The organism is Rathayibacter sp. Leaf248 (assembly GCF_920939495.1).
GTDB classification, from domain to species: domain Bacteria; phylum Actinomycetota; class Actinomycetes; order Actinomycetales; family Microbacteriaceae; genus Rathayibacter; species Rathayibacter caricis.
In genome coordinates, this window is record NZ_CAKLAV010000001.1 from 1,291,624 (window position 1) to 1,316,100 (window position 24,477).

The window sequence follows — 24,477 nt, forward strand, 5'->3', positions numbered from 1 at the left end:
GAGGAGGGGAGCGACCTCCCCCGTAAACTGGCGAGGAATCCTAGGGAGACCCATGTCGTCGTATTCCGTGAACAAGACCGACGCCGAGTGGCGCGAGGAGCTCGACCGCGAGCAGTACGCCGTCCTGCGCGAAGCAGCCACCGAGCGTCCGTGGACCGGCGAGCTGCTCGACGAGCACCGCTCCGGCCTCTACACCTGTGCCGCCTGCCACGCGGAGCTCTTCCAGAGCGGCACCAAGTTCGACTCCGGCTGCGGATGGCCGAGCTTCTACGAGTCGGTGAACCCCGATGCCGTTCAGCTGATCGAGGACAGCACCCTCGGCATGGTGCGCACCGAGGTGCGCTGCGCGAACTGCGGCTCGCACCTGGGCCACGTGTTTCCCGACGGCTTCGGCACCCCGACCGGCGACCGGTACTGCATGAACTCGATCGCCCTCGAGTTCCAGGCCGAGAGCGAGTGACCGTGCCCACCCCGGTGCTCGACGCCGTCCTCGCGCGACGATCGCGGTCGAAGGTGACGGCGGAGGCACCGGGCCACGACGAGATCGCGACGTACGTCTCGGCGGCGTCGCGTCTCGCCGACCACAGCTCGCTGCGGCCGTGGCGGGTCATCGAGATCCGGGGCGCCGCCCGCGACCGGATCGGCCGCAGCTTCGCCGCGGCGTCGGGGGCCAAGAAGGACCCGCGGAAGTACATCGAGAAGACGCACCGCGCCTCCCTGCTGCTCGCCGTCGTGGTGAGCACGAAGAAGTCGAGCGTGCCGGACTGGGAGCAGGAGGCGGTCGCCTCGGGCGTCGCGCACCTGCTGAGCCTTCTGCTCGACGAGGCGGGCTGGGGCGTCTTCTGGCGCACCGGCTCCTACACCCGCGCGAAGGCGGTCCGGAAGGCGCACCGCCTCGAGAAGGGCGAGGAGCTGCTCGGCTGGCTCTACGTCGGCCGGCCCGACGGCAAGATCGGTGGACCCAAGCGCCCCACCCCCGCCGAGAAGCACCTCAGCGTCCTGCAGCCGTGACGCCCGCGGGCGCCGCCCCGATCGCGGTGCGGCGCCCGCGATAGTCTGTCCCGGTGCCTCCGGGCGCATCTGCCGACGTGGCGCAATTGGTAGCGCACCCGACTTGTAATCGGGCGGTTACGGGTTCGAGTCCCGTCGTCGGCTCCACGTCCCGCCTCCCGTGCGGCCTTCCGGTTCCGCTGTCGCAGCGCATCCGCGCGCTGTCACCGGCGCGCACGAGAGAAGGGCACGTCCGGTCGAACCGGGCGTGCCCTTCTCTCGTGCGCCTGTGGTCAGCCCGCGGCAGGAGTCGGCGTCGGCGTCGCGGAGGAGTAGGTGTCGGCCGCCGCGGCGAGCACGAACGAGCTGAACGCCTCGGGGTCGGTCAGCGAGCCGGAGTACGCCTCGCCGTTCACGAGGACGGTCGGAGTGCCCGAGACCTTCTCGACCTCGGAGCCCGGCAGCGGTCCGGAGGTGGCGCGCTCGGTCGCCGCTTGCACCCAGCTCGTGAAGGAGCCGTCGTCGATGCAGGAGTCGACCGCGGCGGTGTCCTCGACGCCGGCCTCGGCGGCGTAGCCCTTGAGCTCGTCGTCGGACAGCCCGTCGGTCCCCTCGGCGGGCTGGTTCTCGAAGAGGAGGGAGTTGAAGTCGAGGAAGGAGTCGGGCGAGGAGTCGGCGACGCAGGCGGCGGCGTTCGCGGCGCGCTCCGAGTACTTGGTGCCGTTGGAGCGCGGAGTCAGAATCGCGATCGGATGGATCTCGACGGTGGCGGCTCCGCTGTCGACCCACTCCTCGATCTGCCCGCCGTTGGTCGTTTCGAACTCGCCGCAGTACGGGCAGAGGTAGTCGACGTAGACGCGGATGTCGACGGTGCCGGTCGAGGTGTCGAGAGCGCTCGGGCTGGGAGTGCCGCTCGCCGGGACGGGGTCGGAGGTCTGCGCGACCAGGCCCTCTCCGACGACGAGGCCGTCGCTGGCCATGTTCGCCGGGCCCGGGCCGACCTCGGCGGGACGGAGGTTCGGAACGAGGACCAGGGCGACGATCGCGACGACGGCGATCACGACGACGGCGAGGCCTCCCTGCAGCAGCAGGCGGCCGGCGCGGTCGCGGCGCTTCTGCTGCTCACGGAGCCGTCGGGCCTTCTCCCTCGCTGCCTCTCGACGCTGGTTCTTCGAGAGACGGTCGTTGGCTCCGCCGTTGGTCATGACAAGGACACTCCGAGAAAGAGAGGGGGAAGTCGTCGCCGGGTCGCGACTCGCCGGAATCCTACGCGCGAGCCCTGGGAATCCCCCAAACGGCGGATACGCGACGGTCTCGCGGAGGCGACCGGGCCCGCGGTGGCGAGTTCCCGACGCGTGGCATACTGTGACGGTTGGCCGACGTCGTCCACACGACGATGACCATCATCAATTCCATTCACTCGGATCGTCCGGCACGTACCTGCCGGTGAAGGAGCAAGAACAATGGCGTCCGTAACTTTCGACCACGCGTCCCGCGTCTACCCCGGGGCCACGCGTGCCTCCGTCGACAAGCTCAACCTCGAGGTGGGCGACGGCGAGTTCCTCGTCCTCGTCGGCCCCTCCGGCTGCGGAAAGTCGACCTCCCTGCGCATGCTCGCCGGCCTCGAAGAGGTCAACGAGGGACGCATCCTGATCGGCGACCGCAACGTCACGGACGTGCCGCCGAAGGACCGCGACATCGCGATGGTCTTCCAGAACTACGCGCTGTACCCGCACATGTCGGTCGCCGAGAACATGGGCTTCGCGCTCAAGATCGCCGGCATCAACAAGGACGAGCGCGCCGCGCGGGTCCTCGAGGCCGCGAAGATGCTCGACCTCGAGCCCTACCTGAACCGCAAGCCGAAGGCCCTCTCGGGTGGTCAGCGCCAGCGTGTCGCGATGGGCCGCGCCATCGTCCGCAAGCCCCAGGTCTTCCTCATGGACGAGCCGCTGTCGAACCTCGACGCCAAGCTGCGCGTCTCGACCCGCACCCAGATTGGCACCCTCCAGCGCCGCCTGGGCATCACCACGGTCTACGTCACCCACGACCAGACCGAGGCGCTCACCATGGGCGACCGCATCGCGGTCCTCAAGGACGGCCTCCTCCAGCAGGTCGGCAGCCCGCGCGACCTGTACGAGAACCCGAACAACGTGTTCGTGGCCGGCTTCATCGGCTCGCCCGCGATGAACCTGTTCCACGCGGACGTCACCGACGGCGGCGTCAAGTTCGGCGACACCGTCCTCCCGATCGCCCGCGAGGCGCTCGCGAAGACGAGCCAGAAGGTCGTCACGCTCGGCGTTCGTCCCGAGGACGTCACCGTCTCCACCCAGCCCGGCGGCCTCCCCATCGAGGTCGACCTGATCGAGGAACTCGGCTCGGACGGCTACCTCTACGGCCACACCGAGGTCGAGGGACGCCGCACCGACATCGTCGCGCGCGTCGACGGCCGCGTGCACCCCACCGCGGGCGACCGCGTCTACGTGACCGCGAACCACCGCGTGCACATCTTCGACGCGGAGTCGGGCGAGCGCCTCTCCTGAGGCTCCCCCTCCGCGCATACGCTGCCGCCGTCTCCTCCGGGACGGCGGCAGCGTTCGTTAGCGCTCCTCCCCCGCCCGACTCCGACACGAACGGCGCTCCATGTCCGGATCCTTGAACATCACCTCCGCCACCGTCGACCCGGCCCTCCTCGACCTCCCGTGGAACCTCCGCCTGAACGACTGGCCCGACGAGTACATCGCCGCGCTGCCCAAGGGCATCTCCCGTCACACGGTGCGTTTCGCCCACCTCTCGGGCCACGTGGTCGCCGTCAAGGAGACCACCGCCGAGATGGCGCGCCGCGAGTACGAGATGCTCAAGACGCTGCAGCGCCTCGACGTCCCCTGCGTCGTGCCCGGCGCCGTCATCGCGAACCGCACCGACGACGAGGGCGGCGAGCTGCCCGCCGTGCTGGTGACGCGCCACCTCAAGTTCTCGCTGCCCTACCGCGCCCTCTTCTCGCAGACGCTGCGGCCCGATACGGCGACCCGCCTCGTCGACGCCCTGGCGCTCCTGCTCGTCCGGCTGCACGTCATCGGCTTCTTCTGGGGCGACGTGTCACTCTCGAACACGCTCTTCCGCCGCGACGCCGGCGCGTTCGCCGCCTACCTGGTCGACGCCGAGACCGGTCAGCTCTACTCGGGCGGGCTGTCGAACGGCCAGCGCGAGAACGACCTCGAGATCGCGCGCGTCAACATCGCCGGCGAGCTCCTCGACCTCGAGGCCGGTGGGCGCGTCGACGAGGACCTCGATCCGATCACGGTGTCGGACGGGATCGTCGCGGCGTACCGCAGCCTCTGGAAGGAGCTGACCGGCGTCGAGTCGTTCGCCACCTCCGAGCGCTGGCGCATCAACGACCGGGTGAACCGCCTGAACGACCTCGGCTTCGACATCGAGGAGCTGGCGATCAAGACCGACGACGCCGGATCGACCGTGCGGATCCAGCCGAAGGTCGTCGACGCCGGTCACCACCAGCGCCGCCTCCTCCGCCTGACCGGGCTCGACGCCCAGGAGAACCAGGCGCGACGGCTCCTGAACGACCTCGACTCGTACACCGCGACCTACGGCAAGCAGGGCCTGGACGAGGAGATGGTCGCGCACGAGTGGCTGGCGCAGGTGTTCGAGCCGGTCATCCGCTCGATCCCGCGCGACCTCAAGGGGCGCCTGGAGCCGGCCGAGATGTTCCATCAGCTCCTCGAGCACCGCTGGTTCATGTCGCAGCAGCAGGCGCGCGACGTCCCCCTCGCCGAGGCGGTCACGGCCTATGTGAACGACATCCTCCGCCACCGCCGCGACGAGGCGACGATCATCGCCCCGCCGACCGAGGCGCTGACGCTGCCCAACCTCGTCATCGACGAGGCGGGCGACGCCGAGCTGACCGACGAGGTCGCCGACGTCGACTGGACCAAGAACGTCTGACCCGGATCGACGAAGGGCCCGTGCGGATCGCTCCGCACGGGCCCTTCGTCATTCATACGCTTCTACTTCTGTGACGCCCGGAGCTTGGAGATCTCGTAGAGGGCGACCGAGGCCGCGATGCCGGCGTTCAGCGACTCGGCTGCCGAGCTGATCGGGATCGAGACGATCGCGTCGCACTGCTCGGTGACGAGCCGGGACAGGCCCTTGCCCTCGCTGCCGACGAGCACGAGGAGCGGCCGGTCGGCGAGCTCGAGGCCCGGCAGCATCGTGTCGCCGCCGCCGTCGAGGCCGATGACGAAGACGCCGTCGCGCTTGAAGTCCTTGATCATCGCGGTCAGGTTCGACGCCATCGCGACGGGGACGCGCGCGGCGGCTCCGGCCGAGGTCTTCCACGCGGCCGAGTTGAGCCCGACCGAGCGGCGCTGCGGCACGATGACGCCCTGGCCGCCGAACGCGGCGACGGAGCGGATGATCGCGCCGAGGTTGCGCGGGTCGGTGATGCCGTCGAGCGCGACGAAGAGCGGCGTCTGCGCGCGCGAGATGCTGCGCTGCAGCAGGTCGCTCGGGTGGGCGTACTCGTACGGCGGCACCTTGAGGACGAGGCCCTGGTGCACCGAGTCGGGGCCGGCGAGGCGGTCGAGCTCGGGGCGCATGATCTCGAGGACGGGCAGGCCGCGCGCGGTGGCGAGCTTCAGCGCCTCCTTGACCCGCTCGTCCATCTCGATGCGCGTCGCCACGTAGAGGGTCGTCGCGGGGATCTTGGCCCGCAGCGCCTCGAGGACGGAGTTGCGCCCGGTCACCATCTCGGACTCGTCCGCGCTCTTGGGCTTGCGCGACGGAGCGGGCCGACCCGATCCTCCGCGCGCGGCCGCCGACAGCGTGCTGCCGGGACGTCCCTTCCCGCCGGCGGCGACGAAGCGCTCGCGCGCCGCCTTCGCCTTGCCTGCGGGGTGGTACGGCCGATCCTCGGCCTTCGGCGTGGGCTTCTTGCCCTCGAGGGCCTGACGGCCCTGACCGCCGGAACCGACGGCCTTGCCCTTGCTCTTCTTGCGGACCGCTCCTGGGCGGCCGGGCTTATTCGCCATCGAGACTCCAATGCGCACCCGTCTGGGTGTCTTCGATCGTGATTCCCGCCGCGGCGAGATCGGTTCGGATGCGGTCGGCGGCCGCCCAGTCGCGCTGCTCCCGCGCGGACTGGCGCTCGAGGACCAGACGGTCGACGAGGACGCTGAGGGCCCGGTAGGAGGGCTCGTCGTCGGATCGCGCCCACTCGGGCGCCTCCGGGTCGATGCCGAGCACCGACGCCATGGCGAGGACCTGCGTGCGCAACGCTGCGACGGTGCCCAGATCCTCGGCGTCGAGGGCGGCGTTGCCGGCCCGGACGGTCTCGTGCAGAACGCCGACGGCCTGCGGGACGGAGAGGTCGTCGTCCATCGCCTCGGCGAACTCGTCCGGGACGAGGGGCTCGCCGACGGAGGCGAAGCGGGTGCCCTCGAGGCGACGGCGCGACCGATCGAGGAAGCCCTCGATCCGCTCGAGCGCGGCCTCGGCCTCGTCGAGCGCACCGTCGTGGAACTCGAGGGTGGAGCGGTAGTGCGCGGAGCCGAGGTAGTAGCGGACGACGAGGGGCCGAGCCGCGTCGAGCAGCTCGGACGCGAAGACGGAGTTGCCGAGCGACTTGCTCATCTTCTGCCCCGTCACCGAGACCAGCCCGTTGTGCAGCCAGTAGGAGGCGAAGGCGTGCCCCGCGGCGCTGGACTGCGCGAGCTCGTTCTCGTGGTGCGGGAACCGGAGATCCAGACCGCCGCCGTGGATGTCGAACTGGGTGCCGAGGTACTTCGTCGACATCGCCGAGCACTCGATGTGCCAGCCCGGACGGCCCGGACCCCACGGGGACGCCCACGACGCCGACTCCGGCTCCTCGGGCTTGACGCCCTTCCACAGGGCGAAGTCGTGCGGATCGCGCTTGCCGCGCGGGTCGGCGTCGGTCGCCGCCTCCATGCTCTCGAGGCGCTGGTGCGTGAGGGCGCCGTAGTCGGGCCAGGAGCGGGTGTCGAAGTAGACGTCGCCGGACTCGTCGGGCGCGGGGTAGGCGTGACCGAGCTCGATCAGGCGCTCCACCAGAGCGATCATCTCGGCGATGCTCGCCGTCGCCCGCGGCTCGTAGGTGGGCGGCAGGATGCCGAGGGCGTTGTAGGCGGCGGTGAACTCGAGCTCGACGCGGTAGGCCAGCGCCCACCACTGCTCGGAGGGCTCGCCCTCGGGGGCCGCTCGTCGCGACTCCTCGGCGATCGCGAGGATCTTGTCGTCGATGTCGGTGACGTTGCGCACCAGGGTGACGTGGAAACCGCGGTAGCGGAGCCAGCGCCGCAGCTGGTCGTAGACGAGGGCGGAGCGCAGGTGCCCGATGTGCGGGGAGGACTGCACGGTGGGTCCGCAGACGTACATCCCGACCTCGTTCGCGCGGAGGGGGACGAAATCGACGAGGGCCTGGGCCTTCGAGTCATGCAGTCGCAGAGTCACGGGGCGAGTTTACCGGGCGAGTCGCCCGCGGCCGGGCGGCGGGATCAGCGCGAGGACGCGGTCGGGAGCACGAGCGCGGTCGCCGTCGCCGCCACTCCCTCGCCCCGCCCCGTGAAGCCGAGGGCGTCGGAGGTCGTCGCGGCGACGCTCACGGGCGCGCCGAGGATCGCCGACAGCCGCTCCTGCGCCTCGTCGCGGCGCGGCGAGAACTTCGGCCGGTTGCCGATCAGCTGCACCGAGACGTTGCCGATCGTGAAGCCCGCCGACTCGACGAGCTCGCGCGTGGCTCGGAGGAACACCTCGCCGTGCGCGTCGGCGAAGCGCGGGTCCGCGGTGCCGAAGCGCGAGCCGATGTCGCCCAGCCCGGCCGCGGCGAGGAGGGCGTCGCAGATCGCGTGGGCGACGGGATCGCCGTCGCTATGCCCCGAGAGCCCCCGCTCCCCGGGCCAGTGGAGTCCGGCGAGCCAGAGGGGCGACGCGTCGTCGAAGGCGTGCACATCGGTGCCGATGCCGACCCGCGGAGCGGCGACGGGCACGGGCGGCGCGAGCAGCTGCTCCGCCCGCGACAGATCCCACGGCGTGGTGATCTTGAAGGCGAGGGGGTCGCCGGCGACGACGACGGAGCAGCGGCCGTGCGCCGCGAGGAGCGCCGCGTCGTCGGTGTGCTCGGCGCCCGCGGCGGAGTACGCGGCGTCGAGCAGGGCGCGGGGGAAGCCCTGCGGCGTCTGCACGGCCGCGAGCTGCGCGCGGTCGACCGTCTCGAGGATCGCACCCTCGGATCCGATCCGCTTGATCGTGTCCGTGACCGGCAGGCCCGGCACCACTCCCCCGCCGGTCGACCGGACCGCCGCGATGACGCGCTCGAACTGGTCGACGGGAGTGAGGGCGCGCGCGGCGTCGTGGACGAGCACCGTCTCGACGGAGGGGGCGAGGAGCGCCAGACCGCGGCCGACCGACTCCTGCCGGGTCGCTCCTCCGGCCGTGACCGCCACGTCGTCGGAACCGGAGGCGGCGCGGCAGAGGGAGACCGTCTCGTCGACGAGCGCGGCGGGGGCGACCACGACCACCTGCACGGGCTCGGCGATCGTGAGGATCGTGCGGAGGCTGCGCTCCAGGATCGTCCGGCCGGCGCAGTCCACATAGGCCTTGGGCCTCTCGCGGCCGAGCCGGGTGCCGCTGCCGGCGGCGACGACGACGACGGCGACGGTGGGGGGCTCCGAGGAGAGGGGGGTCATCGGGCACGTCCTTCCACCGGCGGTCGCCGGCGGTCAGAGTACCAAAGGGGTCGGGAGGTGAGGACCCCCTCGGTCTGACCGGCGGCGGGGGGTCGCTACGCTAATCTGGTGTCCGGCTCGTGCACCGTGAAGTCGCCCTGTCCGGGGCGAGCAGGGCCGACGATCTGGAGGAACCTGTGAAGGCGCGTATCGCTGCATCCGTCGTTCTCGCGGTCGGCGTCGCCCTCGCTACCGCCGGCTGCAACCTCGTCGCTCCCCAGGCGACGCGGGCCATCTACGACCCGAGTGACGGAGTCGGTGCGACGGTCGGCGATCTCTCCATCCGCAATGCGTTCATCGTGTCGACCGACGGCGAGGAGGGGACCCTCGTCGTCACCGTGATCAACGACTCGGCCGAGACCGAGACGCTCGAGGTGCAGTACGAGTCGGCCGAGGGCCGCACGGACGGCCAGGTGACGATCGTCCCCGGGTCGAACCGGATCGGCCCGACCGAGGACCAGTCCGTGACGATGCCCGGCATCGACACCGTCCCCGGCAGCCTCTTCCCGGTGTACTTCCAGTACGGCGACGAGGAGGGCAAGGAGCTCCTCGTCCCGGTCCTGACGAACGCCCTCGAGTCCTACTCGACCCTCACCCCGGCCCCGTCGGTCACCCCGACGTCGACCCCCACGCCGGATCCCGCCTTCACGGCGATCCCCACCCCCACCACCGAGCCCGGCAACTCGATCGAGCCCCCCGCCGGCGAGTAGCCCCGCACCCCTCTTCGACGGGCCGTCCACTCCGGTGGGCGGCCCGTCGTCGTTGAACCCCGGCACCTGCCGCATGCGACGGGCGCCGCGGGGGGGCCTCCCTCGGGCGGACGTGGGTCTCGATACGCCGCTCCGCGGCTACTCGACCAGCAAGGGAGGCACCCCCTGCTGCAGCTCGTCGCACAGCGACGGCCCCCACTCCGGCTCGTCGCGCAGCGACGGCCCCGACCCCGGCTCGTCGCGCAGCGACGGCCCCCACAGCGGCTCGTCGCACAGCGACGGCCCCTCCGCAGCAGCTCGTCGCACAGCGACGGCCCTACTTCTGGAGTTCACCGCGGGGCCTGGTGGGGTTAGCTGCAAGGCGGAGGAGGGAGCGATACCGGCGGTATCGCGACCGACGACAACGCCGCAGATGGCCCCGCCAGGCCCCGCGTCACGAGTCGAAGCGGTAGCCGAGGCCGCGGACGGTGACGAGCAGCGTCGGCTCCTTCGGCGTCTTCTCGATCTTGGAGCGGATGCGCTTCACGTGGACGTCGAGGGTCTTGGTGTCGCCGAAGTAGTCGCTGCCCCAGACGCGGTCGATGAGCTGGCCGCGGGTGAGGACGCGGCCGGCGTTGCGGAGGAGCATCTCGAGGAGTTCGAACTCCTTGAGGGGCATGGGGGTCTCGACTCCGTCGACTTCGACGGTGTGCCGTTCGATGTCCATGCGGACGGGGCCGGCGGTGACGATGCGCTCCTCTCCCGGGTCCTCGGTGCGGCGTCGGAGGACCGCGCGGATCCGGGCGAGCAGTTCGCGGGTGGAGTAGGGCTTGGTGACGTAGTCGTCGGCGCCGAGCTCGAGTCCGACGACGATGTCGACCTCGGAGTCCTTCGCGGTCACCATGATGATGGGGATCTGCGATCGGGTGCGGATCTCGCGGCAGACCTCGGTCCCGGGCATGCCGGGGAGCATCAGGTCGAGGAGGATCAGGTCGTAGTCGCCCTCGTCGAAGGCGGTGACGGCGCGCAGCCCGTCCTCGGCGACGGTGACGTCGTAGCCCTCGCGTTCGAGCAGGTAGCTGAGGGGTTCGCTGAGGGCGCTCTCGTCCTCGACGAGCAGGATGCTGGTCACGCGGTGTCTCCTATCGGGGCGCTGGACGCGAAGGGCGTCCTCGCCGGGTCTGCTTCGGGGAGTCGGATGGTGAAGGTGGAGCCGCGTCCGGGCTTGGACCAGACGCGGACGTCGCCGCCGTGGTTCTGCACGGCGTGCTTGACGATGCTCAAGCCCAGGCCGGTGCCGCCGGTGTGGCGCGAGCGGGCCTGGTCGACGCGGTAGAAGCGCTCGAAGACCCGGTCGAGGTCCTCTTCCGGGATCCCGATGCCCTGGTCGGTGACGGCGATCTCGACGACGCCGCCGGTGGAGCGCACGCCGATGCCGACGCGCGAGCCGGGCGGGGAGTACTGGATGGCGTTGGCGAGCAGGTTGTGCAGCGCCGAGACGAGCATCTTCTCCTGCCCGGCGACGTAGGCCTTCTTCATGCCGCCCTTCACCAGGGTGACGTCGTGCGACTCGGCCAGCACGTGGGTCGTCTCGAGGGCGGAGGTGACGATGTCGTCGACGCGGACCAGCTCGGCGGACGCGCCGACGTCGGCGGACTGCAGACGCGAGAGCTCGATGATCTCGCGGGTGATCTTCGCGAGCCGGTGCGACTCCTGCGTCAGGCGGCGGGCGAAGCGCCGCACCTGCGTCGGGTCGTCGGCGGCGGAGTCGAGCGCCTCCGCGAGCAGGCCCACCGCTCCGATCGGGGTCTTCAGCTCGTGCGAGATGTTGGCGACGAAGTCGCGGCGCACGGCCTCGAGCCGGCGCGCCTCCGTGTGGTCCTCGGCGAGCACGAGCACATAGCGGGAGCCCAGGCGGGTCGCGTGCACGACGAGGGTGACGGCCTGGTCCGAGAGCGGGCTCGTGGCCAGCTCGAGGTCCTGCTCGATGTCGTCGCCGAAGCGGCGCACCCGGTCGACGATCGCGACCAGATCGGGGTGGAGGAGCGTGTCCTGCGACACGAGACCGAGGGCGATCGCGCGGGTCGACGCCTTGAGGACGTTGTGCGACGGATCCGTCACGAACGCGGGCGCGCCGACGGCGTCGATGATCGCGTCTATCCCCTCCGGGAGGGTGACGGAGACGACCTCGGCCGCGATGCGCCCCTGCCGTGCCGCGAGGGTGAAGACGGTCGTCAGAAGGACGCCGATCGCCACGCCGAGGACGAGCGCCAGAATCACGAACACACCCGAATCCACGGACCCAGGCTAACCATCCACCGGCCGTCTCCCTACCGGATGCCGGACGACGGACAGCAGGTCGAGTACTGTTCAAACCCGCGGCACCGTTCGTTAACCTGCCGTCGTCATCATTGCTGCGCCTGCGCCGTCGAGGAACAGGTGCTGCGTCGCGCGTGGTGCGCGACGCATACCCGGCACCGTTCGCCGTGAGTGCCGCAGAGAGGGTCGATCACAAGATGCGCGAAGTATTCCAGCAGGAGCTGGCCGAGGTCCAGGATCGCCTCGTCGAGATCTCCGGACTCGTCGAGATCGCGATCGAGAAGGCGACTCAGGCGTTCAACCACTCCGATGTCACGCTCGCCGAGGAGGTGATCGCGAGCGATGCCCGCATCGACGAGCTGGCCATCAGCCTCGACGAGCTCGCGATCGACATCCTCGCCCGCCAGAACCCGGTCGCCCGCGACCTGCGGATCGTGGTGTCCGCCCTGCGGATCAGCGCCTCGCTCGAGCGGATGGGCGACATCGCCGAGCACATCGCGCAGCTGTCGCGGTACCGCTTCCCCGACAAGGTCGTGCCCAAGAGCCTGCGCCCGACCTTCGTCGAGATGGGCCGGCTGGACGTCGTCGTCGCCCACAAGCTGACGGAGCTGCTCCGCTCGCAGGACCCCCGCATCGCCGAGGAGATCCGCGACGAGGACGACAAGATCGACGAACTGCACGTCAGCGTCTTCGACAAGGTGCTCAGCGAGGCGTGGAAGGGGCAGGCCGCCGACACCGTCGACGCCACCCTCGCCAGCCGCTACCACGAGCGCTTCGCCGACCACGCGGTCTCGATCGCCAAGAAGGTGCAGTATTTGATCTCAGGCGATTACGCCTGAGTGCTCGGATCGCGCACGGCGCGATCCTCGCCGCGGTCGGCTCTTCGGAATGGTTGCGTTCCGAGGAGCGTCCCGCGTTCGGCTAGGCCGAATCGCTCGCACGCGATTCGGCCGTTCGCCTTTAAGGGGGTCGGCCGGTCTGCACGGTTGAACCAGGGATTCCGTCCGAGCCGATTCGGGGGACGGATACTCGCTCGTCTTCCGCTCAGCGAGTCGCGCGGACTCCCGTCTCCTCTGCTGATCGAGTAGCGCGCGGAGCGCGCGTATCGAGATCCGCGTGATCCGAGCGCGGGCGCTGAGCGCAGGTCCCGGACGAACTCCGGCTCGCGAGAACCGGCTCGGCTCGCGAGACGTCGCCGTTCCTGGGAGCCGAGCGCGATTCAGCGAGCCGGAGGTGCGTCCGGAGACGCGGAAGGCCCGCGCGGATCGGGGATCCGGCGGGCCCTCCGCGGTGGCGGGACCTACTTCTTGGCGCCCTGGGCGGCGACGGCCGCGGCACCGGCGGCGGCGGCCTCCGGGTCGAGGTACTCGGCGGGGCCGATCGGCTCGAAGTTCTCATCGAGCTTGTAGACGAGCGGGATGCCGGTCGGGATGTTGAGCTCCGCGATGTCCGAGTCCGAGATGCCGTCGAGCGTCTTGATGAGGGCGCGGAGCGAGTTGCCGTGCGCGGTGATCATGACGGTCTTGCCCGAGGCGAGATCCGGCTTGATGTCCGACTCCCAGTACGGGAGCATCCGCTCGATCACGAGCTTCAGGGACTCGGTGCGCGGCAGGGCGTCGCCGAGGTCGGCGTAGCGCTCGTCGTGCGCCTGCGAGTACTGGTCGTCGTCGTCGAGCGGGGGCGGCGGCACGTCGAAGGAGCGGCGCCAGGTCTGGAACTGCTCGGGGCCGTACTCGGCGAGGGTCTGCGCCTTGTCCTTGCCCTGCAGTGCCCCGTAGTGGCGCTCGTTCAGGCGCCAGGAGCGCTTGACGTCGATCCAGAGGCGGTCGGCCACCTCGAGCGCGATGTTCGCGGTCTGGATGGCTCGGGTCTGACGTGACGTGTAGACGACGTCGGGGTGCAGCCCCGCCTCGGTCAGGAGCTCGCCGGCGCGGGTCGCCTCCGCGACGCCCTGCTCGGTGAGCCGCACGTCGACCCAGCCGGTGAACAGGTTCTTCTGGTTCCACTCGCTGTTGCCGTGGCGCACGAGGATGAGAGTGTAGGTCTCGGACATGCGTCCAGCTTAGAGGCGGCCCCCTCGCCCGCGGATACGCTGATCCCCATGCCGATCGGAGCCGTCACCCGCGGGACGACGGGCACGAACCGCCTCCGCCGCGTCGACCGGTACCTGTCCGAGCTGCCGGTCCTGCGCTCCTCCGCCCGGCCCCTCGTTGTCGACCTCGGGTTCGGGGCGAGCGCGGTCACCACGCTCGAGCTGCACCGGCGGCTGGTGCGGACCGTTCCCGACGTCGAGGTCGTCGGATTCGAGATCGAGCCGGCTCGCGTGGCCACGGCGCGGCAGCAGCTCGAGGTGGTCCGGGGAGGCGGGACCGCCTTCCCCGCGGATGCGCGCGTGACGTTCGAGCGCGGCGGCTTCGAGATCCCCCTCCCCCGCGGTCGGCGCGCGAGCGTGATCCGGGCGTTCAACGTGCTGCGCCAGTACGACGAGGACGCGGTCGCCGGAGCCTGGCGCATCATGACCGATCGACTGGAGCCGGACGGGGTCCTCATCGAGGGGACCTGCGACGAGATCGGCAGGATCTGCACCTGGATCGAGATCGGGGCGGACGGGCCGCGCTCGCTGACCCTCTCCCTCCGGCTCGGCGCGATCCCGTCGCCGATGATCGCTGCGGAGCGACTGCCCAAAGCGCTGATCCACCGCAACGTCCCCGGCGAGCGCGTCCACGCGTTCCTGCTCGCACTCGAGCGCGCGTGGACGGTGAACGCGCCGCTGGCCGTCCACGGTCCCGGTCAGCGCTGGATCGCCTCGGTCCGGGCGCTGCAGGAGGACTGGCCGATCCTCGGCGGGCCGCGGCGCTGGCGGCTCGGGGAGGTGACCGTCGCGTGGGAGGCGGTGGCGCCCGCGGACGCGACCCCGTCACTCCGCTGATCGGGAGCGCGGGTCGAGGCGCGCACGGCCCACCCGGGTCCTGTGAGCATTCTCAGATGTGCGGACGGTACCGTTCCTCCTCATGGACGACCCTCCCTCAGACGCGCCCGCTCACGAACCGGTGCGCGCCACCGCCCCCGCCCCTCTGATCGGCGGTGACGCGCGTGCCTGAGTGGCTCGGCATCGTCATCGGCCTCCTCCTGACCGTCGGCACCGGACTCTTCGTCGCCTCGGAGTTCGCGCTGGTCAATCTCGACCGCAACGAGCTCGAGGAGCGCCGCGCCCGCGGCGAGAAGCGCCTCGACCCCACGATCTCCGCCCTGCGGATCACCTCCACCCACCTCTCCGGCGCGCAGCTGGGCATCACGCTCACCACGCTGCTCACCGGCTACACGTTCGAGCCCGCCATCTCGTCGCTGCTCGCCGAGCCGCTGCGCTCGGTCGGCGTCCCCGACGGGATCGTCCCCGGCATCGGCGCTGTCATCGGCGTCCTGCTCGCCACCGTCTTCTCGATGGTGATCGGCGAGCTCGTGCCCAAGAACTTCGCCCTGGCCCTCCCGCTGGCCACCGCGCGCGTGGTCGTGCCGTTCCAGGTGGCGTTCACGACGGTCTTCAAGCCGGTCATCCTCCTCTTCAACAACACGGCGAACGCGCTGATCCGCGCGATGGGGATCGAGCCCAAGGAGGAGCTGTCGGGCGCCCGGAGCGCCGACGAGCTCGGCTCGCTCGTGCGCCGCTCCGCTCTCGAGGGCACCCTCGACCGCGACCACGCCGACCTGCTGCACCGCACCCTGCTCTTCTCGAGCCGGAGCGTCGCCGACGTGATGACCCCGCGCGTGCGGATGGCCTCGGTCACCCTGCAGAGCAGCGCGGAGGACGTCGTGCAGCTGGCCAACCGGACCGGCTTCTCCCGCTTCTCGGTGCTCGGCCGCGACTCCGACGACATCCGCGGAGTGCTGCACGTGAAGCACGCCTTCGCCCTCGAGCCGGAGCGCCGGCGGAGGGTGAGCGCCGAGGAGCTCATGGTCGCGCCGATGCGCGTCCCCGAGACCGCGCGGGCCGACGCACTGCTGGCTCCGCTGCGCGGCAGCGGACTCGCGATCGCGGTGGTCGTCGACGAGTACGGCGGAACCGCCGGCGTCGTGACGCTCGAGGACCTCGTCGAGGAGATCGTCGGCGAGCTGGAGGACGAGCACGACCGCACCCGTGCCGGAGTGATCCGCACCGGCCGCTCCGCCACCTTCGGCGGCGAGCTGCGCCCCGACGAGGTCGCGGCGCGGCTCGGAGTGCTGGTGCCGGAGGGCGAGGACTACGACACCGTCGCCGGCTTCCTCTCGTCGCAGCTGGGCCGCCTGCCCGAGCTGGGCGACGAGGTCGCGCTGGAGTCCGGCGTGCTGCGCGTCGACCGCGTCGCCGCCAACCGGGTGGACCGCGTCCGCTTCACCCCCGAGACCGAGGGCGGCACCGCCACCGGAGTCGCGGCCCTGCGCGCCGAAGGAGCCGTCCATGAGTGAGTACCTGCCCGGGATCGCCTGGCTGGTCGTCCTCCTCGTCGTCAACGCGTTCTTCGTCGGCGCCGAGTTCGCGGTCATCTCGGCCCGCCGCTCGCAGATCGAGCCGAAGGCCGACGCCGGGAGCCGCGCCGCGAAGACGACGCTCTACGCGATGGAGCACGCGACGCTGATGCTGGCGACGAGCCAGCTCGGCATCACCGTCTGCTCCCTCGTGATCCTCAACGTCTCGGAGCCGGCGATCCACCACCTGCTCGAGATCCCGCTCGGGCTGACCTCGCTCTCGGCCGAGGCGATCGGCGTGATCGCGTTCATCGCCGCGCTGCTGCTGGTGACGTTCCTGCACGTGGTGTTCGGCGAGATGGTGCCGAAGAACCTCGCGTTCTCGGTCCCGACGCGCGCGGCGCTGCTGCTGGCACCTCCGCTCGTGCTCGTGTCGCGCCTGGTGAAGCCGGTGATCTGGTCGCTGAACTCGGTCGCCAACGGCATCCTCCGCCTCGTCCGCGTCGAGCCGAAGGACGAGGCGACCAGCGCGTTCACCCTCGACGAGGTCGCCGCGATCGTGCGGCAGTCCACGCGCGAGGGGATGCTGGTCGACGCCTCCGGGACCGTCACGGCCGCGTTCGAGTTCACGACCAAGACGGTGTCGGACGTCGCCGTGCCGCTCGCCGAGATGGTGCTCCTGCCCTGGGAGTCGACGCCCGCGGACGTCCGCCGCGCCGTCGCCGTGCACGGCTACTCCCGCTACCTGCTCGCCGGCGCGGACGGTCTGCCGGCGGGGTACCTCCACCTCAAGGACGTCTCGGACCTCGCCGACCCCGACGTCCCGGTGCCGCCCAAGCGGATCCGCCGTCTCGCGGCGGTCTCGGGCGGGGACGAGCTCGAGGACGCCCTCGCGGCACTGCGGCGCACGGGTGCCCACATCGCCCGCGTGGTCGACCGCGACGGGCGCACCACCGGCGTGCTGTTCCTCGAGGACATCATCGAGGAGCTCGTCGGAGAGGTGCAGGACGCGACCAACGCCTGATCCGGAGCCGCGCTGTCAGACGAGTTCCGGCAGCGCGGCTCTCGCGTCCGCGGCGTCCATCCCGGTCGCCGTCAGCAGGTCGACCGCCAGGGGGCGCAGGATCACGAGCAGCGTCTTCTCGGCGAGCCGCGCCTCCGGGATCATCCGCTGCGGATCGAGGGTCGTCGCCAGCAGGACGAGGTCCTGACGCGCCAGGGCGAGCATCGACGGATCGGCCACCGACCGGCCCAGAAGCGCGATCCCCGGGCCGAAGCCGGCCACCGCGTCGGCGAGGGCCGGACGCGGCACAGCGTCGCCGACCAGGAAGTCGGTGCGCCGGGCGACGATCCGGAGGTTCCGGGTGGCGAGGTCGAGAGCGCCGAGCATCGTGCGCTGGCGGTCCAGCTCCCCTCGATGCCGCCGGAGGAAGGGCGAGATCCGCGCGACGCCGATCGCCGAGTCGAGTGCCGCCGACCAGCCGTCGATGACGGGCTGCGTTCCGCGGATCCGCTCGAGCGCCGCCGCGGAGGCCGTGCCGTCACCCCGGCGGAGCGCGTCCGCCAGCGTCTCGATCGTGCCGGCGAGCGCCTCCACGAGCCGGTGCGCCTCCGCCCGCGCCGCCCGGAGCGGCGTGCGGGGGACGATCGCGGTGCACAGCAGAGCGGCCAGTCCGCCCACGAGCCCGTCGAGGCTGCGGGTGAGCACTCCACCGTCGGGCGCAGGCAGCACCATCACGAGCATCGCCTGGGTGCCCGCCGCGACCGCGAACCCGGGTGACGGCGAGAGCGCGCGACCGACCGTGAAGACGACGGCCAGCACCACCGCGAGCTGCCAGACCCCGGTGCCCCAGAGCATCAGCAGCACCTCGCTCAGGGCGATGCCGAGGATCATCCCGGCCGCGGTCTCGGCGACCTGCTTGGGACGGGTGTCGCGGGCGATGCCGAGGCTCGAGATGGTGACGGTGAGCGAGAGCACCGGCGCCGGGTGCCCGAACGCGAACCGCGACACGGAGTAGGCGAGGATCGCCGCGAGCACGATCTGCAGCACGGCGGGAGCCGACGCCGCCGCGCGCGCCAGTCCCCGGGACGGGCGGAGGCGATCGCCGCGGACGAGACCCCGGATCCGCTCGGCCGCCCGATCCCGACGTGCGGGTCCTGCGGCCACCACGGCGTGGCCTACCTGGTCTTCGCCCCGAGCCGGGGCAGGCGGGGCACTCCCGCCTCCGCACCGGCTCCGGGTGGGACGACGACCTCCTGGGACGCCGCGACGCGGACCTCGCCCGCGAGGACCGTGAGTTCGAGGTCGACCGGGACGGCGCGCTTGATCACGGCCAGGGCGATCGGACCGTCCTCGTAGTGCCAGGCGCTGGAGGTGACGAGACCGACCTCGACGTCCTCGCCGCCCTTGGGAGCAGTGACGACGTCGCCGTGGGACGGGAGCGCGGAGTCGGAGCCGTCGAGCTGCAGAAGAACGAGGCGGCGGGGCGGGTGGCCGAGGTTGTGAACCTTCGCGACCGTCTCCTGCCCGCGGTAGCAGCCCTTGGCGAGGTGCACGGAGGAGCGGAGCAGATCGAGCTCGTGCGGGATCGACCGCTCGTCGACGTCGGTCGCGTGCCGGGGGCGCCAGGCCGCGATGCGGAGCGCCTCGAGCGCATCGGCGCCCGCGAACGAGACTCCGGCCCGGGTGGCCTCCGACGGGAGCACCTCGAGGACGGAGCGGGGCACGAGCGTCTCGCGGGCGTGCCAGTCGGCCGCCGGGTGCTCGGCGAGGGCGTACTGCCAGCCGCCGGGCTGGACGGAGGTCCACGGATCGACCCAGCTGACGGCGTCCTCGCCCGCCAGCTCGAGCGCGAGGACGCCTGCCGGGCCCTCCCCGAGGGTCGCCAGCGTGGCGTACTCGCTCGTGCGGTCGGCGATCTCGACGCGGAGCATGAAGCGCATCCGGTCGAGCCAGGCGGCGAGGCCGGAGGTCTCGTCGCGGTCGAGCAGGAGCCAAGCGGTCTCGCCGTCGTCGACCACGCGGATGACGTGCTCGATGCGGCCGGTCGGGTCCAGGAGGAGCGTCTCGGCCGAGTCGCCGGGCGCGAGGCCCCTGAGCGCCTGGCTGGTCAGCGAGTCGAGCCAGGTGAGGCGGTCGGGTCCGGTGACGGTGACGACGCCACGACCGGAGAGGTCGACGAGCGCGGTGCCCGCGGCGAGCGCCCTCTGCTCCCGGAACGGCTCGCCGTAGTGCGCGGCCACTCCGGGCTCGGCGGTGCTCGCCGTGGCCACCGCACCGGGGAGGTCCAGCAGCGGCGAGACGGGATCAGTCGACACGCGCGAGCCGTCCGGAGGCGTGCGTGCGCAGACCCTGGCCGAGCGCGGCGATGTCCCACGCCCACAGCAGGTGCTCGTCGACGAGGCCGTAGAGGCGCGTCGCGGCGGCGTAGTCCTTCGCGGCGGCGGTGCGCATGACCGCGTCGGTCGCGAGATCGACGCGCGGACCCTTGACCTGGCCGAGGTACAGCTCGCTCACGCCGTCGGGGTGCACGAGCGAGACCTCGATGTCGAAGCCGCCCGCGGCGTTGCGGAGCGTCTCGACCGACTCCGCATCGGGGTACGCGGGGGCGCCGCGCCCGGGGAGCATCGCGGGGCCCGCGTCCGCGTCGGTCAACGGACGGCTGAGCCGCCAGTACCCCATCTCGCTCACCAGCGGGCTGTGCCCGATCTCGCGGTCGTCGTCGACCAGCCAGGTGTAGGAGCTGTAGTTGAGGTAGGGCAGCCCGTCGTAGCTGAAGCTGACGCGGTGGCCGAACTCGGCCTGCACGGAGTCGTCGCCGACGGCGTAGTCGACGACACCGGACCCCTCCCAGACGCCGAGCAGCCAGGAGAGGGGGACGAGCTCGGGCGGCAGGCCCGACGGAAGGGAGATCACTCCGGCTCTGTCGCGGCGGCTAGCGCTGGCCGCGGTAGAGCTTGTAGACGACCACGCCGGAGACCCACGCGATCGCGAGGGAGGCGAGCCCGAGCAGTCCGAGATAGAAGAGTTCGAGGGCGAGAAGCATGGCTCCATCCTACCCGGCGGCACGGCGTCGGAGCGGGTGGGGCGGCACTCGCCGGAGCGGAGGCACTCAGCGGCCGGCGAGGGCCGCGATCGCGCTCGCGACGCCGACGACGACCATCGCTCCGACCACGCTCGTCATGGCCCGCAGCAGGTAGCCGGAGGCGCGCGCCACGGCCAGCTGGACCGCGAAGGTCGCGAGGACGCAGCCGCCGAAGGTGAGGGCGAGCCAGGTCTGCGCCGATCCGGACGGCGCCACGACGAGTGAGAAGACGGAGCCCACGAGAGCGAGCGCCCACACGACGCCGATGCCCACCCGATCCCCGCTCATCCGTCAATCATGCCCGAGGCGGTCGGCCCTTCCGGCCCGCCGCTAGTATTGCCGCAGACCATTTCTGGAGGATCCGTGGCGCAGTTGTTGATACTGACCTCTGCGGGGGGCACCGAGGTGCTGCCCGCTCTGGGGCTCCTCAGCCACAGGACCCGGCAGATCCCGGCCGAACCGGCCCAGCTCGTGAACGCTCCGAGCTGCGATCTGATCTTCGTCGACGCGCGTCAGGACCTGGCCAGCGCCAAGTCCCTCTGCAAGATCCTGACGACGACGGGGATCAACGTCCCGCTCATCCTGATCCTCACCGAGGGCGGGCTCACCGCCGTCTCGGCCGACTGGGGCGTGAACGACGTCATCCTCGACTCGGCCGGGCCTGCCGAGGTCGACGCCCGCATCCGACTCGTCATCGGGCGCCTCGCCCAGGAGCAGTCGGCGTCGCGGATCCAGGCCTCCGGCGTCGTGATCGACGAGGCCAGCTACTCGGCGAAGGTGCACGGCCGCCCGCTCGACCTCACTTTCAAGGAGTTCGAGCTCCTGCGCTTCTTCGCCACGCACCCGTCGCGGGTCTTCACCCGCGAGCAGCTGCTCAGCGAGGTCTGGGGCTACGACTACTTCGGCGGCACCCGCACGGTCGACGTGCACGTGCGGCGCCTTCGCGCCAAGCTCGGCGATCTCGAGTCGCTGATCGGAACCGTCCGCAACGTCGGATACCGCTTCAACGTCTACGAAGAGGACAATGAGCGAGTCGCTCAACCTCTCGGTTGAGGATCTGGCCGACCCCGCGGTGTCGGCCGGCCTCGAGCACCTGATCGGTCGTGCCACCTGGTTCGACCACCAGCCCCCGTTCAGCGACCAGACCCTCGTCGACGCCCGGAACGGCTCGCGGACGCTCCTGATCGGCCTGCGGGCCGACGTGGTCGTGGCCGCAGCCGTCCTGGGGCAGGGCGAGCTCGAGTTCGTCGTCGATCCGGAGTGGCGCGGCGTCGGCTTCGGCCGCGCGACCCTCGAGCAGGTGCTCGCGAGCGGCCGCACCGGTCTCCTCGCCTGGGCGCACGGCGACCACCCGGCCGCCCGCGCCCTCGCCCAGTCGCACGGGTTCGCTCCGGTGCGCACCCTCCTCCACCTCGAGCTCGAGCCGCTCGCCGCTCCCGAGGTGTCGGTCCCCGAGGGCTACCAGCTCTCCGATGCACGCGACCTCGATCCCGCGGAATGGGTCGCGCTGAACGCGCGGGTCTTCGCCGCGCACCCCGAGCAGGGCCGCCTCATGGAGGAGGACCTCGCCGCCCGCCGCGCCGAGCCGTGGTTCGACGAGGGCGACTTCCTCCTGCTGCGCGACTCCTCCGGTGCCCTCGCCGGCTACGACTGGCTGAAGATTGAGCCGGGATCGACGACGGGCGAGATCTACGTCCTCGGCATCGCTCCGGAGCAGGCGGGCCGCGGCCTCGGTCGCGCTCTGCTCGGCGCCGGGCTCGCCCGCATGGCCGATCGAGGCTGCACCGCCGCCGACCTCTACGTGGAGGCCGAGAACCGCTCGGCGGTCGCTCTCTACCGCTCCCTCGGCTTCACCGACGCGTCGGTCGACGTGCAGTACCTGCAGCGGCGTCCGGCCGTCCGCTGACGCGGACGCTCCTCCCCAGGCCGCGTTCACCCGGCATTCACCACCCGCGGCGCGGAGCACGCGGGGGCGGTGCCAGGATGGTCGCATGGACGGCGACAACCTCATTCTCGAAGACGGCCTGAGCGACGACCTCGACGACGACTTCGACGACGAGGAGGAGCTCCCGGACCCGCTCCTCCCGGACAACCGCTACCTCGACCGCGAGCTGAGCTGGCTGGCGTTCAACCAGCGCGTGCTCGAGCTGGCCGAGGATCCGCTGGTGCCGGTGCTCGAGCGGGCGAACTTCCTCGCGATCTTCTCGTCGAACCTCGACGAGTTCTTCATGGTGCGGGTCGCCGGACTCAAGCGCCGGATCCTCACGGGGCTCGCGCTCACGACGAACATAGGCCGCGTGCCGGTCGACGTGCTCACCGACATCTCCGAGAAGGCGCACCAGCTGCAGCAGCGCCACGCCCGCGCGTACCAGGACCTCGTGAAGCCGGCGCTCGGCGCCTCCGGCATCGAGGTCGTGCGCTGGAGCGACCTCAACGACGCCGAGCGCTCGGTGCTCGACGACTACTTCTCGGCGCAGATCTTCCCGGTGCTCATGCCGCTCGCAGTCGACCCGGCGCACCCGTTCCCGTACATCTCCGGGCTCTCGCTCAACCTGTCGGTCCGGGTCCGCAACCCCAAGACGCAGAAGACCGAGTTCGCGCGCCTCAAGGTGCCGCAGATGCTGCCGCGCTTCGTGCGGATCGCCGGCGTCGCCGCTCCGGGCGAGCCGATGCGCTTCATCTCGCTCGAGGACCTCATCGCGAACCAGCTCGACGACCTCTTCCCCGGGATGGAGATCCTCGACCACCACGTCTTCCGCGTGACCCGCAACGAGGACGTCGAGGTCGACGAGGACGAGACCGAGAACCTCATCAAGGCACTCGAGAAGGAACTGCTGCGCCGTCGCTTCGGCCCGCCCATCCGCCTCGAGGTCACCGACGACATGGACGACGAGACGCTCGGGCTGCTCGTGCGCGAGCTCGACATCACCACGCAGGAGGTCTACAAGCTCCCGGCGCCGCTGGATCTCAGCGGGCTCTTCAGCCTGCAGAAGATCGACCGCCCGGACCTGAAGTACCCGAACCACGTGCCGACCACGGCCGCGCAGCTCATGCCCTCCGAGCCGAACCAGCGCCAGGACGTGTTCAAGGCGGTCTCGCGCGGCGACGTGCTGCTGCACCACCCGTACGAGTCCTTCGCGACCAGCGTCCAGTCGTTCCTCGAGCAGGCGGCCGCGGATCCGGACGTGCTCGCGATCAAGCAGACGCTGTACCGCACCTCCGGCGACTCCCCCATCGTCGAGGCGCTCATCGACGCGGCGGAGTCGGGCAAGCAGGTCCTCGCCCTGGTCGAGATCAAGGCGCGCTTCGACGAGCAGGCGAACATCTCGTGGGCGCGCAAGCTCGAGAAGGCGGGCGTGCACGTCGTCTACGGCCTCGTCGGCCTCAAGACCCACTGCAAGCTCGCGCTCGTGATCCGCCAGGAGAAGGGCGGAGTGCTGCGGCACTACTCCCACATCGGCACGGGCAACTACAACCCGAAGACCTCGCGCATCTACGAGGACCTCGGCCTGCTCACCGCCGACGACGAGGTGGGCAAGGACCTCACCCGTCTGTTCAACGAGCTCTCGGGCTACGCGATCGAGAAGAAGTTCAAGCGCCTGCTCGTCGCGCCGCGCCACCTCAGGAAGGGCCTGCTGAAGCGCATCGAGGCCGAGACCGAGAACGCCAGGGCGGGCAAGCCCTCCGGCATCCGGATCAAGATGAACTCGATCGTCGACGAAGCCGTCATCGACGCGCTCTACCGGGCGAGCCAGGCCGGCGTGCCGGTCGACGTGTGGGTGCGCGGCATCTGCGGACTCAAGCCAGGGCAGGAGGGCCTCTCGGAGACGATCCGCGTGCGCTCGATCCTGGGGCGCTACCTCGAGCACTCGCGCATCTTCAGCTTCGTCAACGACGGCGAGCCGATCGTCTACATCGGCAGCGCCGACATGATGCACCGCAACCTCGACCGCCGCGTCGAGGCGCTCGTGCGGATCGTCGAGCCCGCGCACCTGAGCGAGATCGACGACATGTTCGACCGGGCGATGGACGAGAAGACCGCCTCCTGGTGGCTCGGTCCCGACGGGGTCTGGACCCGGCACCACCTCGATGAGGACGGCGCGCCGCTCTCGGACCTGCAGAACCGGCTCATGGCGCACATCACCCACCGCAAGCGCATCGCGTCGCGGTCCGCCTCCCGGGCCTCCGCCCGCTGAT

23 protein-coding genes and 1 tRNA gene are annotated in these 24,477 nt (G+C 71.1%); 13 read left to right on the forward strand and 11 right to left on the reverse strand.

Annotated elements, in window-relative coordinates:
• Positions 1–52: 52 nt before the first annotated feature.
• The 3 genes from msrB to LRG51_RS06335 all read left to right on the forward strand — a co-directional run bounded on the left by msrB (position 53) and on the right by LRG51_RS06335 (position 1,158).
• Complete coding sequence (gene msrB / locus LRG51_RS06325; protein WP_055787708.1) at positions 53–460, forward strand: peptide-methionine (R)-S-oxide reductase MsrB; 408 nt, start codon at positions 53–55, stop codon at positions 458–460.
• A complete protein-coding gene (locus LRG51_RS06330) occupies positions 457–1,011 on the forward strand; it encodes a nitroreductase family protein (protein WP_082481001.1) in 555 nt (184 codons plus the stop codon). The genes msrB and LRG51_RS06330 overlap by 4 nt, the downstream gene beginning before the upstream one ends.
• Positions 1,012–1,082: 71 nt before the next feature.
• Positions 1,083–1,158, forward strand: a tRNA-Thr gene (locus tag LRG51_RS06335).
• A gap of 125 nt (positions 1,159–1,283) precedes the next feature.
• Here LRG51_RS06335 and LRG51_RS06340 read toward each other — a convergent pair.
• Complete coding sequence (locus tag LRG51_RS06340) at positions 1,284–2,195, reverse strand: DsbA family protein (RefSeq protein WP_230671777.1); 912 nt, start codon at positions 2,193–2,195, stop codon at positions 1,284–1,286.
• Positions 2,196–2,453: 258 nt separating this feature from the next.
• Here LRG51_RS06340 and LRG51_RS06345 point away from each other — a divergent pair, with 258 nt between their 5' ends.
• Complete coding sequence (locus LRG51_RS06345; RefSeq protein ID WP_055787700.1) at positions 2,454–3,530, forward strand: ABC transporter ATP-binding protein; 1,077 nt, start codon at positions 2,454–2,456, stop codon at positions 3,528–3,530.
• Positions 3,531–3,630: 100 nt separating this feature from the next.
• Complete coding sequence (locus LRG51_RS06350; protein WP_230671779.1) at positions 3,631–4,947, forward strand: DUF4032 domain-containing protein; 1,317 nt, start codon at positions 3,631–3,633, stop codon at positions 4,945–4,947.
• A gap of 62 nt (positions 4,948–5,009) precedes the next feature.
• On the opposite strand, the gene rlmB is transcribed toward LRG51_RS06350, so the two are convergent.
• Genes rlmB through ispD form a run of 3 tightly spaced genes read right to left on the reverse strand, consistent with a single transcriptional unit; the run spans position 5,010 to position 8,705 of the window.
• Complete coding sequence (gene rlmB / locus LRG51_RS06355; RefSeq protein WP_055787696.1) at positions 5,010–6,032, reverse strand: 23S rRNA (guanosine(2251)-2'-O)-methyltransferase RlmB; 1,023 nt, start codon at positions 6,030–6,032, stop codon at positions 5,010–5,012.
• Positions 6,022–7,470 (reverse strand): cysteine--tRNA ligase, encoded by a 1,449-nt coding sequence (gene cysS, locus LRG51_RS06360; protein WP_055787693.1) that lies wholly within the window; start codon positions 7,468–7,470, stop codon positions 6,022–6,024. The genes rlmB and cysS overlap by 11 nt, the downstream gene beginning before the upstream one ends.
• Before the next feature lie 44 nt (positions 7,471–7,514).
• A complete protein-coding gene (gene ispD, locus LRG51_RS06365) occupies positions 7,515–8,705 on the reverse strand; it encodes a 2-C-methyl-D-erythritol 4-phosphate cytidylyltransferase (RefSeq protein WP_055787690.1) in 1,191 nt (396 codons plus the stop codon).
• Positions 8,706–8,881: 176 nt separating this feature from the next.
• Between ispD and LRG51_RS06370 the strand changes: the two genes are divergently transcribed.
• Positions 8,882–9,454 carry a hypothetical protein gene (locus LRG51_RS06370; RefSeq protein ID WP_055787687.1) on the forward strand — a complete coding sequence of 191 codons (573 nt, stop codon included), beginning with the start codon at positions 8,882–8,884 and terminating at the stop codon, positions 9,452–9,454.
• Between the two features lie 433 nt (positions 9,455–9,887).
• On the opposite strand, the gene LRG51_RS06375 is transcribed toward LRG51_RS06370, so the two are convergent.
• Positions 9,888–10,565 carry a response regulator transcription factor gene (locus LRG51_RS06375; RefSeq protein ID WP_055787684.1) on the reverse strand — a complete coding sequence of 226 codons (678 nt, stop codon included), beginning with the start codon at positions 10,563–10,565 and terminating at the stop codon, positions 9,888–9,890.
• Positions 10,562–11,719 (reverse strand): sensor histidine kinase, encoded by a 1,158-nt coding sequence (locus LRG51_RS06380; RefSeq protein WP_329958721.1) that lies wholly within the window; start codon positions 11,717–11,719, stop codon positions 10,562–10,564. The genes LRG51_RS06375 and LRG51_RS06380 overlap by 4 nt, the downstream gene beginning before the upstream one ends.
• A gap of 230 nt (positions 11,720–11,949) precedes the next feature.
• Here LRG51_RS06380 and phoU point away from each other — a divergent pair, with 230 nt between their 5' ends.
• Complete coding sequence (gene phoU, locus LRG51_RS06385; protein WP_055787678.1) at positions 11,950–12,591, forward strand: phosphate signaling complex protein PhoU; 642 nt, start codon at positions 11,950–11,952, stop codon at positions 12,589–12,591.
• Positions 12,592–13,052: 461 nt separating this feature from the next.
• Here the strand turns inward: phoU and LRG51_RS06390 are convergent, their stop codons facing one another.
• Positions 13,053–13,805, reverse strand: a complete 753-nt coding sequence (locus LRG51_RS06390) for a phosphoglyceromutase (RefSeq protein WP_230671780.1) — start codon at positions 13,803–13,805, stop codon at positions 13,053–13,055.
• A gap of 48 nt (positions 13,806–13,853) precedes the next feature.
• Here LRG51_RS06390 and LRG51_RS06395 point away from each other — a divergent pair, with 48 nt between their 5' ends.
• The 3 genes from LRG51_RS06395 to LRG51_RS06405 all read left to right on the forward strand — a co-directional run bounded on the left by LRG51_RS06395 (position 13,854) and on the right by LRG51_RS06405 (position 17,219).
• Positions 13,854–14,681, forward strand: a complete 828-nt coding sequence (locus tag LRG51_RS06395) for a class I SAM-dependent methyltransferase (protein WP_230671782.1) — start codon at positions 13,854–13,856, stop codon at positions 14,679–14,681.
• Positions 14,682–14,845: 164 nt separating this feature from the next.
• Positions 14,846–16,195, forward strand: a complete 1,350-nt coding sequence (locus LRG51_RS06400) for a hemolysin family protein (RefSeq protein ID WP_230671784.1) — start codon at positions 14,846–14,848, stop codon at positions 16,193–16,195.
• Positions 16,188–17,219, forward strand: coding sequence for a hemolysin family protein (locus LRG51_RS06405; protein ID WP_230671785.1), 1,032 nt, complete (start codon positions 16,188–16,190; stop codon positions 17,217–17,219). The genes LRG51_RS06400 and LRG51_RS06405 overlap by 8 nt, the downstream gene beginning before the upstream one ends.
• A gap of 15 nt (positions 17,220–17,234) precedes the next feature.
• On the opposite strand, the gene LRG51_RS06410 is transcribed toward LRG51_RS06405, so the two are convergent.
• The 4 genes from LRG51_RS06410 to LRG51_RS06425 form a co-directional block, all read right to left on the reverse strand.
• A complete protein-coding gene (locus LRG51_RS06410) occupies positions 17,235–18,245 on the reverse strand; it encodes an FUSC family protein (RefSeq protein WP_157603064.1) in 1,011 nt (336 codons plus the stop codon).
• Positions 18,246–18,373: 128 nt separating this feature from the next.
• Positions 18,374–19,513: a CAF17-like 4Fe-4S cluster assembly/insertion protein YgfZ gene (gene ygfZ, locus LRG51_RS06415; RefSeq protein WP_055787652.1), complete on the reverse strand. Its 1,140-nt coding sequence runs from the start codon at positions 19,511–19,513 to the stop codon at positions 18,374–18,376.
• Positions 19,503–20,111 carry an FABP family protein gene (locus LRG51_RS06420; protein ID WP_055787649.1) on the reverse strand — a complete coding sequence of 203 codons (609 nt, stop codon included), beginning with the start codon at positions 20,109–20,111 and terminating at the stop codon, positions 19,503–19,505. The genes ygfZ and LRG51_RS06420 overlap by 11 nt, the downstream gene beginning before the upstream one ends.
• Positions 20,112–20,307: 196 nt before the next feature.
• Positions 20,308–20,568, reverse strand: a complete 261-nt coding sequence (locus tag LRG51_RS06425; RefSeq protein WP_157603063.1) for a hypothetical protein — start codon at positions 20,566–20,568, stop codon at positions 20,308–20,310.
• A 75-nt stretch (positions 20,569–20,643) separates the two neighbouring features.
• Here LRG51_RS06425 and LRG51_RS06430 point away from each other — a divergent pair, with 75 nt between their 5' ends.
• The 3 genes from LRG51_RS06430 to LRG51_RS06440 all read left to right on the forward strand — a co-directional run bounded on the left by LRG51_RS06430 (position 20,644) and on the right by LRG51_RS06440 (position 24,476).
• Positions 20,644–21,333, forward strand: coding sequence for a winged helix-turn-helix domain-containing protein (locus LRG51_RS06430; RefSeq protein ID WP_055787643.1), 690 nt, complete (start codon positions 20,644–20,646; stop codon positions 21,331–21,333).
• Entirely contained in the window at positions 21,305–22,186 is an 882-nt protein-coding gene (gene mshD, locus LRG51_RS06435) for a mycothiol synthase (protein WP_230671787.1), read from the forward strand. Before LRG51_RS06430 ends, mshD begins: the two co-directional genes overlap by 29 nt.
• A gap of 85 nt (positions 22,187–22,271) precedes the next feature.
• Positions 22,272–24,476: an RNA degradosome polyphosphate kinase gene (locus LRG51_RS06440; RefSeq protein ID WP_055787636.1), complete on the forward strand. Its 2,205-nt coding sequence runs from the start codon at positions 22,272–22,274 to the stop codon at positions 24,474–24,476.
• The last annotated feature ends 1 nt before the right edge of the window (position 24,477 follow it).

Coding starts and splice junctions, on each gene's coding strand:
- msrB (WP_055787708.1), top strand. CDS start 53: ATGTCGTCGTATTCCGTGAACAAGACCGACGCCGAGTGGCGCGAGGAG.
- LRG51_RS06340 (WP_230671777.1), bottom strand. CDS start 2,195: ATGACCAACGGCGGAGCCAACGACCGTCTCTCGAAGAACCAGCGTCGA.
- LRG51_RS06345 (WP_055787700.1), top strand. CDS start 2,454: ATGGCGTCCGTAACTTTCGACCACGCGTCCCGCGTCTACCCCGGGGCC.
- LRG51_RS06350 (WP_230671779.1), top strand. CDS start 3,631: ATGTCCGGATCCTTGAACATCACCTCCGCCACCGTCGACCCGGCCCTC.
- rlmB (WP_055787696.1), bottom strand. CDS start 6,032: ATGGCGAATAAGCCCGGCCGCCCAGGAGCGGTCCGCAAGAAGAGCAAG.
- ispD (WP_055787690.1), bottom strand. CDS start 8,705: ATGACCCCCCTCTCCTCGGAGCCCCCCACCGTCGCCGTCGTCGTCGTC.
- phoU (WP_055787678.1), top strand. CDS start 11,950: ATGCGCGAAGTATTCCAGCAGGAGCTGGCCGAGGTCCAGGATCGCCTC.
- LRG51_RS06390 (WP_230671780.1), bottom strand. CDS start 13,805: ATGTCCGAGACCTACACTCTCATCCTCGTGCGCCACGGCAACAGCGAG.
- LRG51_RS06395 (WP_230671782.1), top strand. CDS start 13,854: ATGCCGATCGGAGCCGTCACCCGCGGGACGACGGGCACGAACCGCCTC.
- LRG51_RS06405 (WP_230671785.1), top strand. CDS start 16,188: ATGAGTGAGTACCTGCCCGGGATCGCCTGGCTGGTCGTCCTCCTCGTC.
- LRG51_RS06425 (WP_157603063.1), bottom strand. CDS start 20,568: ATGAGCGGGGATCGGGTGGGCATCGGCGTCGTGTGGGCGCTCGCTCTC.
- mshD (WP_230671787.1), top strand. CDS start 21,305: ATGAGCGAGTCGCTCAACCTCTCGGTTGAGGATCTGGCCGACCCCGCG.
- LRG51_RS06440 (WP_055787636.1), top strand. CDS start 22,272: ATGGACGGCGACAACCTCATTCTCGAAGACGGCCTGAGCGACGACCTC.